The organism is Pseudactinotalea sp. (assembly GCF_048594945.1).
GTDB lineage: Bacteria > Actinomycetota > Actinomycetes > Actinomycetales > Beutenbergiaceae > Pseudactinotalea.
In genome coordinates, this window is record NZ_JBMDXJ010000324.1 from 1 (window position 1) to 17,483 (window position 17,483).

General features: G+C 67.1%; 11 protein-coding genes and 1 pseudogene. 4 read left to right on the forward strand and 8 right to left on the reverse strand.

Annotated features, from left to right (window positions below; all coding sequences use genetic code 11):
• From ACOJSN_RS14515 to ACOJSN_RS14545, 7 genes and pseudogenes are all read right to left on the reverse strand, one after another.
• Nucleotides 1–716, reverse strand: a pseudogene (locus ACOJSN_RS14515) (hypothetical protein); the annotation flags it as partial.
• Between the two features lie 320 nt (nt 717–1,036).
• Nucleotides 1,037–3,124, reverse strand: coding sequence for a glycosyltransferase family 4 protein (locus ACOJSN_RS14520; protein ID WP_420113208.1), 2,088 nt, complete (start codon nt 3,122–3,124; stop codon nt 1,037–1,039).
• A gap of 81 nt (nt 3,125–3,205) precedes the next feature.
• Nucleotides 3,206–4,756 (reverse strand): N-acetylmuramoyl-L-alanine amidase, encoded by a 1,551-nt coding sequence (locus ACOJSN_RS14525; protein WP_420113209.1) that lies wholly within the window; start codon nt 4,754–4,756, stop codon nt 3,206–3,208.
• 283 nt (nt 4,757–5,039) lie between these two features.
• On the reverse strand, nt 5,040–9,773 hold the full coding sequence (locus ACOJSN_RS14530; protein WP_420113210.1) for a CDP-glycerol glycerophosphotransferase family protein: 4,734 nt from the start codon (nt 9,771–9,773) through the stop codon (nt 5,040–5,042).
• A gap of 173 nt (nt 9,774–9,946) precedes the next feature.
• On the reverse strand, nt 9,947–10,762 hold the full coding sequence (locus ACOJSN_RS14535) for an ABC transporter ATP-binding protein (protein WP_420113211.1): 816 nt from the start codon (nt 10,760–10,762) through the stop codon (nt 9,947–9,949).
• 18 nt (nt 10,763–10,780) lie between these two features.
• Nucleotides 10,781–11,854, reverse strand: coding sequence for an ABC transporter substrate-binding protein (locus ACOJSN_RS14540; protein ID WP_420113212.1), 1,074 nt, complete (start codon nt 11,852–11,854; stop codon nt 10,781–10,783).
• A 49-nt stretch (nt 11,855–11,903) separates the two neighbouring features.
• The gene (locus tag ACOJSN_RS14545) at nt 11,904–12,671 is read right to left on the reverse strand and encodes an ABC transporter permease (protein WP_420113213.1); all 768 of its coding nucleotides are present in this window, start codon (nt 12,669–12,671) and stop codon (nt 11,904–11,906) included.
• A 301-nt stretch (nt 12,672–12,972) separates the two neighbouring features.
• Here ACOJSN_RS14545 and ACOJSN_RS14550 point away from each other — a divergent pair, with 301 nt between their 5' ends.
• Entirely contained in the window at nt 12,973–14,289 is a 1,317-nt protein-coding gene (locus ACOJSN_RS14550) for an ATP-grasp fold amidoligase family protein (protein ID WP_420113214.1), read from the forward strand.
• Here ACOJSN_RS14550 and ACOJSN_RS14555 read toward each other — a convergent pair.
• A complete protein-coding gene (locus ACOJSN_RS14555) occupies nt 14,195–15,391 on the reverse strand; it encodes a glycosyltransferase (RefSeq protein ID WP_420113215.1) in 1,197 nt (398 codons plus the stop codon). The two genes, ACOJSN_RS14550 and ACOJSN_RS14555, sit on opposite strands and share 95 nt — an antisense overlap.
• Before the next feature lie 65 nt (nt 15,392–15,456).
• Between ACOJSN_RS14555 and ACOJSN_RS14560 the strand changes: the two genes are divergently transcribed.
• From ACOJSN_RS14560 to ACOJSN_RS14570, 3 genes are all read left to right on the forward strand, one after another.
• A complete protein-coding gene (locus ACOJSN_RS14560) occupies nt 15,457–16,128 on the forward strand; it encodes a glycosyltransferase family 2 protein (RefSeq protein WP_420113216.1) in 672 nt (223 codons plus the stop codon).
• A 223-nt stretch (nt 16,129–16,351) separates the two neighbouring features.
• Entirely contained in the window at nt 16,352–16,711 is a 360-nt protein-coding gene (locus ACOJSN_RS14565) for a DUF2304 domain-containing protein (RefSeq protein WP_420113217.1), read from the forward strand.
• Nucleotides 16,712–16,717: 6 nt separating this feature from the next.
• A partial coding sequence (locus tag ACOJSN_RS14570) for a DUF6541 family protein (protein ID WP_420113218.1) occupies nt 16,718–17,483 on the forward strand: 766 nt, incomplete at its 3' end.

Here is a 17,483-nt window from a genome sequence, read left to right on the forward strand (position 1 = left end):
CTAATCTTGTTTTTTAAGGGTTTGCCGTGTGGGCGCGCGGCCGGGGCGGCGGCATGTCGGGTCGCGTAGAAACTCGAGGCGTTAATCACGCCGGCGCTCTGACGCCGCGCGGCGTCGACGATGAAGTCCGCGGACCGCTCCAGGTAGTCGTGCAACGGCACCTGCGGGTAGTCGCGGCGTCCGGGCACCAGCGAGCGGTGGTACTCGATCCCGTCGACGACGTCGGTCATCGGCACAGTACGCTCGTCGTCCGCATCCCACCGGTCATAGGGGAAGCCGAGACGCGTGATCGCCTGCACGTTCCAGCCAGCGCGCGCGGTCGCGCTGATGATCCCGTGGGAGCGGGTCGCATAGCCGCCGGCACGGATCGGGAGCGACTGCGACAGCACGCACAGGACCGAGTCCGGCGCGGGGTCGTACTCCGGGACTGCCGACCTACCCGCCGACCTCGGCCAGCCTGACGCCAGGATCTCGAGGCGGTCACGACTCCGTTCGAGGAGCTCCGCTGCCTGTGCGTCGCTCGAGCCGCGCTCAAGCATGTCGGCTGCGATGCGCGACGCGAGCCCAAGGTCTCCGACCTTCGCTGCTGCCTTGGCAAGCAGCGCGCGCTGGTCAGCGGCGGCCAGTCCTGCCGCGACCAGTCGTTCGTCACACGCCTCGATCTCGTCAGCTCGACGGTACCCCACGGACAGCCGTTTCGCCTCGACGATCGCCAAGCTGCTGGGATCCTGTTGCCGCCCCGCTGCGCGCTCCGACTTCAGGCTCCTCCAGGCACGACGCGCGAACCTGCGCGCTCGCCTGGCAGTGTCACGGACTCCGGACTCGAAAACCCCAGTCATTATCACTCCCGTCGTTCGCCGCACAGGGGTGCCGTGCTCGGCCAGACTCAGTCGGCATCCCGACCTGAGGTCGTTCACGACAGAACGGCGAACTCCCGGTGTCCCGGGCGTGGATGCGCACTGTCGGGTCGACTCACGTCGCGGCGACGCTAACGAGCAAGGGTGAACGGTCGGCGAACAACGGGTGTTCGTGGCCATTACGGTTCCAGAACGGGCCAGCGCTCCTGCCACAACTCCTCGTAGAGCTGTCCGACGCGCGGGACGATCGTGTGCCAGTCGCGCTGCTCACGCACCCACCGCAAACCTCGGGCGGCGACCGCCGCCCGCTGCTCAGGCGAGTCCAGGAGCGAGCGGAGCGCCTGGGCAAGCGCCGGGGCCGATCCCTTGGTGAAGAGCCTTCCTGTCGCGCCGTCGTCGACGATCTCGGCGAGAGCTGCGACGTCGGAGGCCACGACAGCCTTGCCCATCGCCATCGCCTCGAACGGCTTGAGCGGAGAGACGAGCTCGCACACCTTCTCGGGCAGTCGCGGGAAGGGGGCGATGTCGATCAGGGAGTAGTACTGCTCCACCTGCTCGTGCGGCACTCGCCCGGTGAAGAGGACGAGGTGGTCGATCTCTCGTGCCGTCACCGCGGCGCGAAGTCCGGGCAGCGAGCGGCCGTCTCCGACGATCAGCACCCGGAAGTCGTCGCGTTCGCGGCTCAGCTGTGCCGCCGCCTCGACAAGCAGGTCCAGTCCCTCGTACTCCACGAGACCGCCGACGTATCCGATGACCGTCTTGCCGTCGACACCGAGCCGGCGTGCCAGCTCCGTGTCGGGCTCGCGGGGTTCGAAGCGCGACGTGTCCACGCCGTTGGGGACCACGACGATGCGTTCCTCAGGAACACCGAGACCGACGAGATGGTCGCCGAGAGCGCGAGTGATCACGACAGCCCGGTCTGCCAGCGTCGCCGCCTGGGCCTCGAGCCGTTCCAGGAGCTCGAACATCTCGGTCTGGTCGAACTCAGGCTCGCGAACAAGTCGTGTGAACTCCCACAGCCCTCGCACCTCGTAGACCGAGGCGATCCCGGTGCGCCGGGCGACATCGACGGCAGCGAAGCCGTTGCGGACGTTGCTCGCTGCGTGCACGATACCCGGCCGCTCTGCTGCCACGAGCGGACCGAGCGCACCTCGATAGGCGTCGACCATGCGCTGGATGGGCCAGTGCGGCAGTGCGCCCTCCATCGGGAGCCGGAGGTAGGGCACGCCGTCGACCTCGTCGCGCGGTGGGTGCTTGGCAATGTGCTCGGGGTATCCCGGTTGAGTCACGCCCCGCACGTCCCAGCCACCTTCGCGGAGAGCACGGAGAAGGCCCTGCGTCCGCGTCGCGTAGCCGAGGCTGGTGTGCGGGAGCGAGCTGTGAAGCAGGTAGTGGACTCGTCGATCGTGGGGGCCCCCGGCGGTATCCCGGGCTGGCGGCGGAGCCCAACCGTGCTCGAGCGAGTCGAGTCCGCTGCGCCCGAGCGTGGCCGTGCGTCGCATGACCGGATCGCGCGGGTGCCGCTCGAGCACGCGTTCTGCCAGCGCTGTGCTCAGCCGCAGGTCGCCATCGTCACGGAGCAAGGTCGCCAGTGTCGACGACGTCGCGTCGTCCGTCCCGGAACCCTCGAGAACCGCTCTCGCGACCTCCGCACGTTCGGAGTAGCTGCCGGCGTAGACCACGGCTGCGGCGTGCACCGCCGGGTCGTGGGACCGCGCACGGACGACATCAGCCGGGGCGCCCGGGGGCACGCCGTCGGCCAGCGTCAGGGCCCCCCGGAGCTGCCGCTCCGCTTGGTCATCGGCGGGTGCGAGGCGGCGCAGCAGTTCGCCGGCCCCCTCGCGACCAGCAAGCGCCAAAGCCTCACGCACCAGAGCCGAGACGTCGCCGGCGCGCACGACCATCAGTCCGCCGAAGATCTCTGCGGCCCGACCTGGCTGGCCTGTGCGCCGCAGCGCGGCGCACAGGTCCAGTCGCAGCGCCACGTCGCCAGGACGTCGGCTCACGAGCCGTTGCAGCTCGGGAAGCAGAGGCGTCGGGTCCTTCGCCACCACCACCGCTGCAGCCGCGGCGCGCGACGCGGCACGGTTGCGTGAGCGTAGGTGCCGCGACCACAGCCGCCTGATCCGTGGGTCCGGGGACCCGTCGAGCCGGCGGACCAGCTCACGACGCAGCGCCTCGGCGAGTGCGTCACCGCGAACCAATAGTGGACGCGTGAGCACAAGATCGAGCGCCAGCGAGCGACCGCGCTGTGCGAGACCTGCCACGCTAGCCCTCACCTCTCATGGTCCGATACCACGCCACGGGTTCATGGCGCTGCCGGATTCTATGCGAGGCGCCTCAGGAGCTCAGGTCACCCTGATCGAAAGGGCGTTCGACCGACCCTCCGGCTGCGCTGTCGAGACCCCCGGCGGCGAGGTCGCCACCGAGGCGCGGATCCGGTAGCTGTTCGAGGCGCCGGGATTGATCACGTGCGTGGCATAGCCGTTCTCGATCGCGAACTGCCGCACGTGGTGCCAGCCGGCCGTCGCGGTCTTGCGCTGCAGGTTGACACGGCCGGAGACCGGCCCGTCGGCACTGACCCAACGGACCTCGAGGGTGGTCCGGGCTCCGCGAGTCACACTGGTCGGCCCGGCAAGCTGCATCACAGGGTCATCACCGGCTCGGAGCACCCTGATCGACAAGGTGTTGCTGGTCCCTCGAGGTTCGCGGGTGTCGATCACGGGCGTCGTCGTCGATGAGATCCGGAAGCGGTACGAGTTCGAGGCGCCGGGAAAGATGTCCATGGTCGCGTGGCCGTTGTTGACGTCGATCTGCCGAACGTGCTCCCAACCGCTCCCCTTCTTGCGCTGCAGGTTGATCTTCCCGCTCACGTTGTCGCCGGACAGCGTCCATCGGATAGTCAGCGTCGTTCTCTGGCCGCGGCTCACCACGGTAGGGCCGGACACCCGGAGTGTGCTCGCGACCGTGGCCCGGCTGTGCGCGCCCGCACGGATCGAGCTGAGCTTGGAGTAGAGGTGGCCACCGGGACAGGTGGTGGACTTCGTGTCACGGTGCGCAGAGACCCTGGGTAGCGGGCGAGCACCGTCGTTCGTGTAATTCGCTGTGCCATAGGCGGTGTACAGCCCGTGCACGGTGAACTTCCATGCGAGCAGCCGCTCGTAGGCCACGAGCATCGCACTCGGCGGCTGAACGAGCTGATACGAGCCGATGGCGCTGACTCCGAAGGACTGGGAGTTGTAGTACTGCGTGTGTGCACCCACGACGGGACGACTCACACCGCCGTAGGCGCCTTCCCAGATGGTCCCGAACCGATCGATGAGGAAGTTGTAGCCGATGTCCATGAAGTCGCGGCTGAGGACGTGATACCGGTAGATCGCGCGCAGGATGCCCGGCACCTCGGAGCTCGTGTAGCTGTTGGTGGTAGCCGTGTGGTGCACGAAGGCACCGCGGACCTCGCCGTACCAGACATTGCCCTGGTTCTGGCGCAGCGACTCATCGGCGCCCCAGGAACCACGGCTGCGCATCGTCGGACGCGGATAGCTCGCCACCTCCGCGTCGGTGCTTGCGTCGACGTCGGCATCGCTCGTCACGGCACTCGACGGCGCCACGAGGTCCAGGCTGAGCCCGGCCGGGAGTGCATCGCCGTCTGCGGCGGTGGCTCGTAGCTCGACCGCATCTGCACGACCGACCCATAGCGGATCGGTTCCCGGGCGAGATGTGTCATCCGGTTCGTGTCCTACGGACAGCTCGTGCCACTCGGACCACTCGGAGTCGGCTCGAACCCGCACACTGACCGACGGCGTCGGCTCGCCGCGCTCCCAGGTGACACCGACGAGCTCGAACGGCTCTGCCTCGATGGCCGCGCTGGTCGCCGTCTGCGCCTGCTGCGTGGTCATCCGCGACTGGACGGGCGAGGACAGCTCGTACCGGAGCACTCCAGAGCCCTGATCGGCGACGTCAGCAACGTCTGCGGTCTCGCGGGGGCGTAGGCCTCCGGCGATACCGAGGAGCCCGGCTCCGGTTACCGCACCCAACTCAAGAAATCCCCGACGATTCACGCCCATTGCTCTCACCCATTTCCCGTTGCTTCAACCTTGGCACACGTGCGGGTGTGCCGCGAGCGCGACACACGTCACCGCGCGCTTCGGCTCGGCCGTGGGCGTGCGGCCACGAACGTGCTCAGGCGTGGTGACTGCCCGCGCTGACGAGTTCATCGATGGCCGCCACCACGCGCGCCGTGTTCTGCTGATCGCGGAAGGTGAAGTCGCGCGCCGCCCGTGCGGCATACGGTTCGCCGACCACACACCCGCCCGCCATGCTCTCCTCCAGGGCATCGATCGTCTCGTCGAGCGAGCGCGTGACCGGACCGTAGCCGTCGCGGTCGTAGTCGAACCATGAGCGCGAGGCGTGCCGGGCCTCGTAGAGCTCTTCGTCGAAGCGCGCGTAGATCACGGGCGTGCCCATGTACGCGATGTCGAAGTGCACGGACGAGTAGTCGGTCACGAACACGTCGCAGTCCCGGAGCAAGTCCTGAAAGCTGGTCTGGTTCGGGTCAGCGAGCTCGACCCGGTCTGCCGCCGCGACTGCCTCGTCGAAGAAGGAGGCGATGTTGTAGTGCGGCAGGAACATCAAACGGAAGTCATACCGCACCAAGAGATCGTGGAGACGGGAACTCGACAGCAGTCCCGAGATGAACGCCTCGTAGTCCGAGCCCTCCATCGGCATCTGATCCTGATTCACCGCCCCACTCAGCCGAGGTGTCAGGTACTGCCTCCACGTCGGCATGAACAGGATGTTTCTCGTTCCACGCCTCGGCTCGAGGCTGTCGTACCTCGGCATCCCAATCTCACGGATCTGCCGGTCGTATCCCGTGACCCTCCGCAACGCCTCGCTCTCCCGTGACATGACGGTCAGGAGCAGGTCGTAGCCCGTCATGCCGCGCTTGAACGCGTTGGGGTTGAGGTGCACACCGTGCTTGAGATAGACCCGCAGGGAACCAATCCTCCAGGCGAGGTGCCTGGTGTAGCCGGACTGGTACCAGGACGCTGGGATCATGTGGCGGATGCTGTAGGCGTTCGCCAAGACGTCCGCGTGCAGCATCAGCAACTGGTGCTGCATGGAAGAGTGTGCAACAACGTTCCCGAGGTGAGCGACACGGGAGTACTGCGGACTCGCAGGATCGATGACGTAGTACACCGACCGATCCGGATGCTCAGCGCGGATCTTACGGAATAGGTGATATCCGTTGTCCTGGGCGGTGTCGGTTCGTTCACCGACGAGCCAGATCGAGCGCCGAGCGAAGACCGGCATCGTCAGTAGTCGCAGCAGGCGCAGGAAGACCATGCGACGATGACGTCGCCCGCGGTAGGCGAAACTCAGGTCCTTCTTGAGCATGGACGCCGACCAACGCAGCCGGGCAAGTCGCCCTCGGCCCACCTGAACGAGCGCATAACTCCGTTCGCCATTGCCGACTGTGTGGCACAGGTACCGCAGCGTTGTCCCGGCCCCTGCATCCAATGGCAAGGTCATGGTGCGGCTGTCGAAGAGGAGGCCCTTCGCTGGTCGCAGCCTCCGGCGCACGCGCAGTGCCTGGACTTCGGTATCGACCTCGATATCGAAGGCATAGGTCCCGCCGCGGACTCCGCGGAGCGGCAGGAGGCCCCGGGCCTCTTCCCACGTCCACCGAGCACGTGAGTCGACACGCTCGACGACATCGATCGGCTCGGAACGAATACTGTCGCCACCCGCGGTTCGCGTCAACGTCACCCTGTAGCGCCACGTCGGCTGGGGCATGTTGGCCAGAAACTTCGCGTTGAGCCACGCCAGCACGGATAACTCACCCGCGCCTGGATCTGTCGCCTCGAGGCGCGGATCTCCGCCGGCGATCGCGAGGCCGCCGAGGTAGTCGGAGAATGCTCCTGGAGCCGGTTGGCTGATGACGAGCGCATCGTGGATATAGGCGGCGATCGCGTGCTGGGGGCACTGATCGGTCCAGACGAGGATCGGGACCGAGCTCTCTAGACCGAGCTCGCTGAGCCTCGCGACCTCCTGCTGCACCGCCAGCGTCCACGACGCGAAGCGGTTAGCAGACGGGACGCCGGCGACGCACACGAATTGGTCGTCGAGCCTGAGGACACAGTCGGCAGCGAGGCTGGCCAACTCTACCGGCGAGTTTCCTGCAGTCACGGCGAAGGACACCCACGGATGCTCGGCGACTGCGTCGTCGACCTGGAGCTGTGCACGTGGCGTGTGGACCACGGTGACCGGTGCTCCATGCCAATGGTCGCTCTCCGCCAACTGACGCAGGAACGGTGCCAACTTCGAGGCAGTCCGGTTGTTGACGAGAACGACGAGCGGAACGCCGGTCGAGGGATCGGCGGCGGTCTGTTGAGCCGCTGCGGTCTCACGGGGTTCGCCGCCGCCGGCCGGAGGACCGACGAGTTCTGCTATTCCCGCGAGACGACTCGCAGGCCCGAACCGTGCTCTCAGCGCGGCCACACCGTGCTGCGATCGTTGGTGGTACGCAGCGCGGTCGCAGTGGAACGACTGGATGATGCCTGGAACCTCATGCGCATCCGCGTAGACAGCGGCGTCGCCATAGATCGGCTCGAGCTTCGCGGGGAGGACCGTGACGCAGCCGCTGGCGATCGCAAGCAGAACATCGCGGTCGACGGCCGGCGAATCCGTCGATGCCGAGAAGTCGACGTAAAAGTCCAGCTGGGCGACGAACTGCCGCTGCGTCAGCTCATCCGGGGCGTACCGGATCCAGGCGGACTCTTCCGACCTGGTGCCGTCAGCGCCGGCGCTGACGAACGCCGCGCGAAGACGAACGTCATAGCCGTTGCCGGCCACTAGTGCGTTGAGGACCTCGTCCAGCTGCTCTGGTCCGCCCGACCCACCGCCGCGGAGGCGGCTGCCGACGGTCGGGCGATCGGTTCGCTCAGGTCGCCGAACCAGGGTCCCGTCGATGTCCAGGAAATCCGTGGGCACAACAGAGTGCAGCCGATCGGCGGGAATCTCGCTCGCGAGAAGCGACCGAATCTTCGACGTACTCGGCACCCAGGTCGCCTCGGCGGCAAACAAGGATCCAACCGCAGCATCGCAGGTTGCCGGGATGTACAGCACCGCACCGCCGTCGTCGGCCGGACATTCATCAGCGACGACCACCACGCGACCGACCTCAAGCGTGCTCGCGTCCTCGGGGACGAATTGGAGGATCTCGGGTGACCGGATGACAAGCAGTGATGCGACGGCAGCCTGGTCGAGTGCCACGAAGTCGACAACACCAGCGTTCATCCTTCGGACGATCGCCGGGCTCAGCGGCAGGCGGCGGCGGTTCACGTGCCGATAGGACTCGCCGTGGGCTACCCCGACCCGATAACCGGCACCAGCGAGCACATCGATCTCGGCAAGAAGATCCTGCTGCGCGGTCCCGTGCAACCGCCAATCGCTCAGCACCACCACGTCGTACTCCGGGGGGTGCTCACGGCACGACTGCTGGTCGATCTGGAACCGCTGCGGGATCGCGAAGCGCCGCTCGTCCTGGATGCGTGGCAGCCACGGATCGGCTCCCCGTGCGATCAGGGCATGCCACTGCGCGTAGGCGCAGCGGTAGACCCAACGAGACACGTGATGCCATCCGGGAGTGAAGTCAGCCCGCGACAATGAGCCGCTTCCCATGCGATACATCGCGAGCGGCGCCTTGAGGTCGACGCTGGTCGCTCCGGTGACCAACTCCAGTCGCATCCGATACTCGGTGTCGGCCGCCTTACGCGCGTTGTCGAAGTAGCCGACAGCGGCCAGCGCCTGCTCCCGTCGGAACATCAACGACGCCGCGTGCGCCTGGGTCGGGTCGTAACCGGGCCGCTGGAACGTGAGGTCCTCCTTGACACGGAAGCAGTAGCTGCGAGTCGACGACACGCCCGGATCATCGAGAAGGGGCCGCACCTGTAGCTCGATCCGACGCGGATGTGACCAGTCATCGGAGTCCTGACATGTCACGATCTCCCCTGAGGCGATGTCCATCGCCATGTTGCGTGCCGTGTAGGTTCCACCGTTGCGCTCCATGCGGTGGACGCGCACTCGTGGATCCATCTCCGCGCAGGCGTCGAGCACCTCCGAGTATTCCGGCGGAGACGCATCGTCGACGATGAGTATCTCGAGATTGCGCCAGGTCTGGTTACAGATCGACCGCACCGACGTCAGCAGGCCCGGACCCGGGCAGTACGCGGAGATGATGACAGTGACCAGGGGCCCGCTCGTGACCGCCGCACCGACCGCGCATGTGAGCCCGTCGAAAGGAGTCTCTGCACCGTCCGCGATCCGCACTGGCTCGATCCCGTGCTCGGTGAACATCGAGTCCACCAGGCGCTGCCAGTCGCCGCGCGCAGACGATTGGCCATCGGCGCCATCATGGAACGGATTCGTCAGGTCAGCCTGCAGATAGCGCGCCGCGCTCGGCGCGAGCTCGTCGAGCTCAGGGAGCCATCGGGAAAGCAGATCGCGCTCGCCTGCCTGCCACAGTCTGTCGACCACGGTCTGCTGGGCCTCGCCGACAAAGATGCTGCGACCGTGCTGCCGGTGCAGTTCCGTCAGGAGAAGCGCAGCGTCCTGAACGTCAGTGCTGTCGAGGTTCTGCATCCCGATCACCCGCGCAAGCGTGATCCCCCAGGTCGGGTCGAGCTCAACCGGGGACCTTACCGAGTTGCGGCTGGCCCTGAGCGCAGTGAGAAGGTCGGCGGCCGAACCGGTGCCAGGTGCGGCCGCTTCGGCCAGCAGGTCACGTGCAGCGCGGGATCGGGTACGAAGCGCTGTCCGCTCGAGTGCTTCGGCGCTCTTGAGGGACCGGGAGATGCCCAGGTAGTCGCGCGCGAGGGCAGGATCAGACTGCACCGCGCGCTGATCGACATCCATGGGTCGACGGTCCTCCGTTAACGTCGGGTGAACGCTGTCGTACGGCAGCGCAAACGCACGATACCTAACTCATCCCACGAGCGGTTCGCGCCGGGGATGGAGCAGCTGAGCGAGCCGCGAAGTCGGCCGGGGCGTGCTCGCACTCACGTGGATGGATCCGAGTTGTGGTCTGCTCAGGAGTGCTGCGCAGCTGTTGGCGAGTCGACGATCGCTCCCCGGACCCGCTCACACAGCTCAGTGAAGGACTGCAGCGTCCGCAGCTCGTCCGCTCCATACAGGCGATCGGGAGGAGACAGCCGAGCAGACTCGTCGAGCACGATCCTGCCCGGCCTTGGGCTCATCACGAGCACGCGGGTGCCGAGCAGAACCGCCTCTTCGACGGAGTGTGTGATGAAGAGCACCGTCTTGCGCGTCTCACGCCAGATCTGAAGCAGCTCGTTCTGCAGGCGTTCGCGTGTCAGGGCGTCCAACGCACCGAATGGTTCGTCCATCAGGACGATGTCGGGATCGTTCGTCAAGACCCGCGCGATCTGGCAGCGCTGCTGCATGCCACCCGAGAGCTCGTACGGCTTGTGGTCCGCGAAGTCGCTCAATCCGACCATGTGGATGTATTGATCGGCCAGCTCTCGTCGCTCGGCCTTGGATACGCCATTGAGGCGTGGCCCGAGCTCAACGTTTTCCCGGACCGTGAGCCAAGGGAACAAGGTCGGCTGCTGGAAGACGACGCCGCGGTCGGCTGCTGGCGCGCGCACGTGCTCGCCTTCCACGAAGATGGACCCCTCGCTCGGGCGCATGAAACCTGCGATGAGCCGAAGCAGCGTGGTCTTGCCGCAACCGGACGGGCCAGCCACGCTGACGAACTCGCCTGGATCGATGCGTAGGTCAATCATCTCCAGCGCGGGCACAACTTCTCCTTGCACGGTGAAGGAGTGCCTGAGGCCTGCGATCTCGACGGCCTTCGAATGCTGGTGGCCGGTCTCATCGTTCATGGTTGCGCCACCCGACCGTCAGCCTGCCGCAGCCTGCGCGGCTGTCGCGTCGACGTGCTGGCTGTACTCCTCGTCCGAGAGAGTCTCAGCGATCGACCCCTGCTCGAGCAGGAAGGAAGCCGTGTTCACGAGGTCCGTCGCCATCCCCCCACCGAGGTAGTCCGCACCAATCTGTTCTTCGGCGGTGAGATAGGTGTAGCCAGCGAGCTGTGTATGTGCTTCATCGAGGGTGACGCCGAGCGTCGCTGCGATCGACTCGGCTGCAGCATCGGGGTCGTCCTGGATGAGTTCGACAGCGTAGCTCTGAGCCGTCGCCCACTGCGCCATGAATGCGGGGTTGTCGGCGATGAACGTGCCGTCGGCGGTGCCTAGGTCGTAGGTGGGATACCCGTCCGCAGCCGTGTCGGCGCTCGACAGCACCAGATGGCCACCCGTATTCAAGAGCTCACTCTGCGTCGGCTCCCACACCCAGGCGGCAGCGATCCCGTCCGACGTCCACGCAGCCGGCATGGCGGAGGGTTCAAGGTTGGTGATCGTGAAGTCGGCGTTCGGGTCCAAGCCGGCGACGAGGATCGCCTGCTGCAACGAGTAGTGCGCAGTCGAGCCGAACGGAACACCGATCAGCTCACCCTGCAGGTCCGAGATACTTGTGACATCGGGATCCTTGGCGATAAGCGACTCGGCCTCCCCGATGACGGCGTGGATCCACACCACGTCGACGTCAAGATTGTTGTCCGGTGACATCGCGAGCACCGAGGGCGAGTTGCCGATGAGGGCGAGGTCGATGTCACCGGAAGCGTAGGCCTGGACGACCTTGCCACCGGAGTCGAAGTCGGTCCACGTGATCGATGCATTCGGCATGCATGCCTCCAAGAGAGCGTGATCCTTGACGATGAGATCGCCGTTCGGGATCCGCTGCCAGCCGATCGACACGGAGGTCTCGATCGTTTCGTCCACCTCCCACGGGCATTCGGCGGACCCTGCGTCACCCGTCTGCGGACGATCGCTGTCGACGCAGCCGGTCAACGCGAGTGCGACAACTGCTCCCACCGCCGTGACGCTGATGGCTCTGCGCTTGATCATGTAGGACATCGGCCCTCCCTGGGGACGTTCAATATCGGTCCGTGCGGTGTGTTGTCGATCATGCCTTGCCCCGCCAGGGCACGAGTGCACCCTCTACGGCCTTGACCAACTGGTCCAGCAGGATCGCCGTGATCCCGATGATGATGATGCAGGCAATCACCACGGCTGTCTGGTTCTGAGATCCCGAAATGTAGGCGAGGCCGCCGATACCGGGGATGCCGTTCTGGATCTCCGCTGCGACCACGGTCGTCCAAGCGAAGCCAACTGCCACTCGGAACCCGGTGAAAATCTCAGGCAGAGCCGCCGGGAGCGTCACATGCGTCAGCACTTGCCGCCGATTCGCCCCGAGGGTGCGAACCGCATTGATCTGGTCCTCGCGCACTCCTCGCACCCCGCTGATCGCCGCGATCGCGATCGGCGGGAAGGCAGCGAGGAAGAGTAGCCAGATCTTCGGAGCGTCCCCGAACCCGAACCACACGATGAGAAGCCCGATGTAGGCAAGCGGAGGCAACGATCGGAGGAAGTTGAGATACGGGTCCAGCAGAAGTCCGATCCACCTGAACGAGGCCATGAGCAGCCCGAGCGGAACACCCACCACGACAGCCAACCCGACGCCGGCTCCGATCCGCTGGAGGCTGGCGAGCAGGTGCTCCCAGAGGAAGTAGTTCTGGTATCCCTTGATCGTCCGGTCGACCCCCTCCGCCACGGGCCTCTCCTGCATGCCGCGCACCGCTGCCTGCCAGACGTCGCCTGGGCTCGGGAACAGGACCGGGTTGACGTCGAAGAGCGCGGTGACGAGCCACCAGAGCAGCACGACGACCGTCACACTGGCGACTGTCAGCGCCCAGTAGACGGTGCGTGGGTGGCGAGATGTGCGCAGCGACGCGCGCCAAGCTGACCGTCGAGGGTCGACACCCGGTGTGGTGCTGTCTGACATTATCGATATCACCTCACTGCTGGGAGTGTCCGTCTGCAGTGCGGTGAGCGTACGGGAGTATCGGCATCTGCGTAGGCTTGACAGCGGTACGTCCGGAGCTGCATTGGTGGGCGACTGCCGCTGGCATACCCTGAGCCGGGCTACCCCTCCCACGGTCCTCTCGGCGGCGCGCCAGCAAGGAAACAGTGCAATGTTCGGAACCACCCGACGCCAGCGGTTCGCCATCGGGCTCATTGTGCTGTTGGGACTGGCGACGGCCGTCAGCGCTGCGTTGGGTTGGCAGCGCGCCGCCCTCGTCGGACTGAGCTCGATCACCGTCATCGGTGTGCTGATGCTGCTCGTGGTCCACCATCGTCAGCAATCGCAGCTCGCGAAGATGGCAAAGACGGTGACCCGCGAGTTGCGGCGGCAGGCTGCGCGAGACAAGAGTGCGCGAGCCGCATCGCGTCGCGTGGCCGAGCTGAAACAACAGCTGGCGGCTGCCAAGGCCGGGAACACGCGCCTGGACGATCTCGATCGCGCATCGTTCCGCCAGTCGATTCGCCAGCAGATCCGTTTCTTCCGCGCCGAGCATACGCTGCGTCCGAAGTATCCGTCGGCCTCGTTGCAGTTGCCATTCAAGCTCCGGAACATGGAGCTCGCCGCCAGCCACGGGATCAAGGTGCCCGAAGTTTTCAAGGTCTGGCCAGACATCGACTCGATCGACCTGAGCGTGCTGCCCGACAACTTCGTCCTGAAGTCCGACGGTGGAGCGGGTTCGGTCGCGGTGTTCCCGCTTGAGCGACTCGCGCAAGGTCGATACCGGATGCTCGGCACGCGCGAAGAGATCATGGAGACCGATCTGCTGGACCGAGTACGGTCTCTGGGTCGCCAGGCTCGTCCACCGTACTTCGCCGAAGAACTCCTTTACGGAGTCGGTGGTGGTCCGATTCCCGACGACGTCAAGCTCTATATGTTCTACGGCGAGGTCGGGCAGATCCTGGTCAGAACGGTCGGCACGCACGGTGATGCGTCCACGATCCGCCTGAAGTTCGTCGACGAGGACGGTCATGACTTCGGCAAGATCGCCATCCGTCGCCAGCATGACGTGAACATCGAGGTCCCCGACTGCCTGGACCAGATGGTGGCGACCGCCAGGCATCTATCGCGAGCGGTCGGTCTGCCGTTCTGCCGCGTTGACCTCTACGAGACGTCTCGCGGCATCGTTCTCGGCGAGATCACCCGGGCACCCAGCGGCGGCAACGAGCGTTTTGTGGAGGCGCACGACGAGTTGTTGGGGCGGCGCTGGATCCAGGCATCCGCTCGCCTTACGGCCGATCTCCATGCCGGCCGTCCGATAGGTCCGCTGTTCGGGACCGAGGCCGCTCTTCGGCTCTACCCGGCTGGCACTGGCGATCGCTACCCCGCGAACTTCACTCGGACAACCGTCCCCTGCTCGCGCTGGTGCCACGCCGAAACCGACGCCGCGACACACCCTGAACGACCTCACGCGCCCGAGCAGCCGTAGCCGGCAGCGACCGGTTGGCCAGCACCCAGTCCGCGCGCCGAGAACGGGCGCCCGAAGAGATGCCGGTGCGGCGCAGCAGCACCGCCATGCTGGCGGCAACTGCATCGACATCGTGCTCCACCGACTCTCCCAGGTCGCCGTCAGCGAGGATCTCCACCACCGGCCCCACCCCCGCGTACAGCACGGGTGTCCCGGTCCCGAGCGCAGCGAACACCTTCGTCGGGATGGCGAAGTCGTACCCCTGACCAGGCACGATGGAGACGAGAGCACCAGCGGCACCGCGCAACCACGCCGCGCTCTCGGCCGGTGAGACGCTGCCGAGAACCCGGACCACGCCGTCGGGAAGTTCGGAGGCGAGCCGAGAGATCTCGGCCATCGCGCTCCCCTGGCCGAGATAGACCAGGCGTGCGTCAGGTACCTGTTCGAGGACCTGTGGCATTGCGCGAACGAACACGTCCGCCCCTTGCCACTCCGAGGCGGTACCGGCGTACACCAGGGTGCGGGAATCGCTCCGCGACTCGCCCTCCGGGCAGAACACGTCAGTGTCAACACCGTTGCCCACCACCGTGACATCGCGGGCGCCGAGCTCACGCACCCGGTCGGCGACGCCGTCGGAGACCGCCAGCGAGGCGGCCGCACCGCGCAGCACCCACGACTCCATCGCCCGCACTACCCGCACCACGATGCCGGACGAGCCCGTAGAGGCGGCGGCGTCGGACCACACGTCGGCGGCGTACCAGACGTACGGGATCCGCCGCATTGCGCACACAGCGCGCACCACGGCGCCGGTGGTCGGCGGCGGCTCCACGACCACCACATCTGGGCGCCGCGTGAACAACAGCCGCAGCGCGAGCGGCAGGTCGAACGACAGGTACGGCAGGTAACCGCGCACGTACCCGGAACCGTCCCGCAGCACCGGCCAGCGCCGCACCCGCACCCGCGGCGGCGGCTCGTACTCCTCCGGCGCCCGCACGGTGAGTACCTCGACGTCGCACGTCTCCGCGAGCGCCCGCACCAGGTGATCCAGCCGGAATGCGGCTGCGGCCGCCTCCGGAGCGAAGATCCGGGTGGCCACACACACGCGGCGTCGGCGATCGGTCACAGCGGCAGCCTGCCACGAACCGCCGGGCCGCGCGCCCTGCCGCCGAACGCTGCCACAATGACGCCATGCGAGGTGAGGACATCGCGATCCTCGTGCCCGTCTACAACGAGGCACGCATGGTTGGTGACGTCATTCGCGACCTCCGTGAGCACGTCGGTCACGTGATCTGCGTCGACGACGGCAGCACCGACGCCTCCGCCGCTTCCGCCCGCGCTGCGGGCGCCACCGTGCTGCGGCACGCCACCAACCTCGGCCAGGGCGCCGCGTTGCAGACCGCGATCGATCACGCGCTCACGCTGCCCGACGTCACCTACCTCGTCACCTTCGACGCCGACGGCCAGCACCAGCTCTCCGACGCCCTCGCGATGGTCGAGCTCGCCCGCGACGAGGATCTCGCCGTGGTGTTCGGCTCCCGTTTCCTCGACGAGCGCACCCAGGCCGGGTTTCTCAAGAAGCTCGTCCTCAAGACCGCCGTCTGGGTCACCAACCAGAGCACCGGCATGCGGCTGACCGACGCCCACAACGGCCTGCGCGTCATCCGCCGTGACGCCGCTGCCGGCGTGCACCTCACCCAGAACCGGATGGCTCACGCGAGCGAGATCGTGCTCCAGCTCGGCCGTACCAAGCTCCCGTGGCGCGAGTACCCCGTGCACGTGCTCTACACCGACTACTCCAAGGCCAAGGGCCAGTCCCTGCTCAACGCCGTCAACATCCTCTTCGAGCTGACCTTCCGGTGAGCGCGCCATCACCACGGCCTGTCCAGCGAGGACATCTGCAGCATTTACACCGCCGTGCGATGGACGCCAGAGTGGGCCACCTGCGCACCAAGCACGGTGACCACGTGGTCGACATCGTGGCCGCCACTCGTGCCCGATTCGCATGAGCTCGATCATGTGAGCCGCCGCTGCGGGCCATAGGCTCAGTCCGACCCGCCGGCGCGGCAGACCAAGGAGCACCCCGATGGACATCCAGAACCAGCAGCTGGTCATCAAGATCCTCCTGCTCATCGGTGTCGCAGTCGCGACCGTGCTGCTGACCCGCTCCTCCAGCGGAGCACGGCACCAGGCCATCCGGCGGGTGCTGCTCGTGGTGTTCGCGCTGGTCGCCGCCGTGGTGATCGTGCAGCCGAGCCTGTTCTCGGGGCTTGCCCGGTTGGTGGGTGTCGGCCGCGGTACCGACCTGCTGCTGTACGCACTAGCCGTCGCGTTCGCGTGCTTCCTCGCTTCCTACTACGGCCGCCAGCGCGCCCTCAACCGCCAGATCACCGAGCTCACCCGCGCCCTCGCGCTCGCCGAGGGCCGCCGCGAGGAAGCGCCGTAACCCTGCGTGCCTGAGACCTCCGCGATCGCCGCCCTCGGCGCGGCGCTGCTCGCCCTCGCGCTGCTCCTGGTGCCGGGCTGGCTGATGCTGCGTCTGGTCCGCGTGCGCGGTCTGCTCGCCCTCGCGATCGCCCCTGCCTGCTCGACGGCGGTGCTCGCCTCCGGAGCGATCCTCGCCCAGCTCGTGGGGGTGCGGTGGTCGCTGCCCGTGGCCGGCGGATCGGCTGTCCTTGGGCTCGCGGTTGCCCTGCTGGTGCGGCGGCTGACCACCGAGGCACCGCCGTCACCCCGGGTGAGCCGCGCGGACGGTGCGCTCATCGGCGCCGGTCTGCTCCTCGCGGTGGTGCCCACGCTGGCGGCGATGCGATCGATCGACGCCTACCTGCAGCGCTGGGACGCCGTGTTCCACCTCGCCGCCCTGCAGCTCGTCGCCGACTCCGGCTCGGCCTCCTCGCTCACGCTCGGCGCCCTCTCCTACGGCAGCGGCCAGGCCGCCATCTATCCCGCCGGCTGGCACGCCCTCGGCTCGCTGCTCCCGGGATCGCCGACGGCGGCGCTCACCATCGCCGCCACGGTCACCTCGGCCCTCCCCTGGGTCCTCGGCTCCGCCGCCCTCGCCACCCAGCTCGCCCGCGGCTCGAGCGCGCGAACGACCACCGGCATCGGCGTGGCCGGAGTGGGTGGACTACTCGCGGGCATCGTCACCGCCACCCCGATGAGCCTGTGGACCGGCTGGGGGCACGTGCCGAACGCTGCGGCGCTGGCGATGCTGC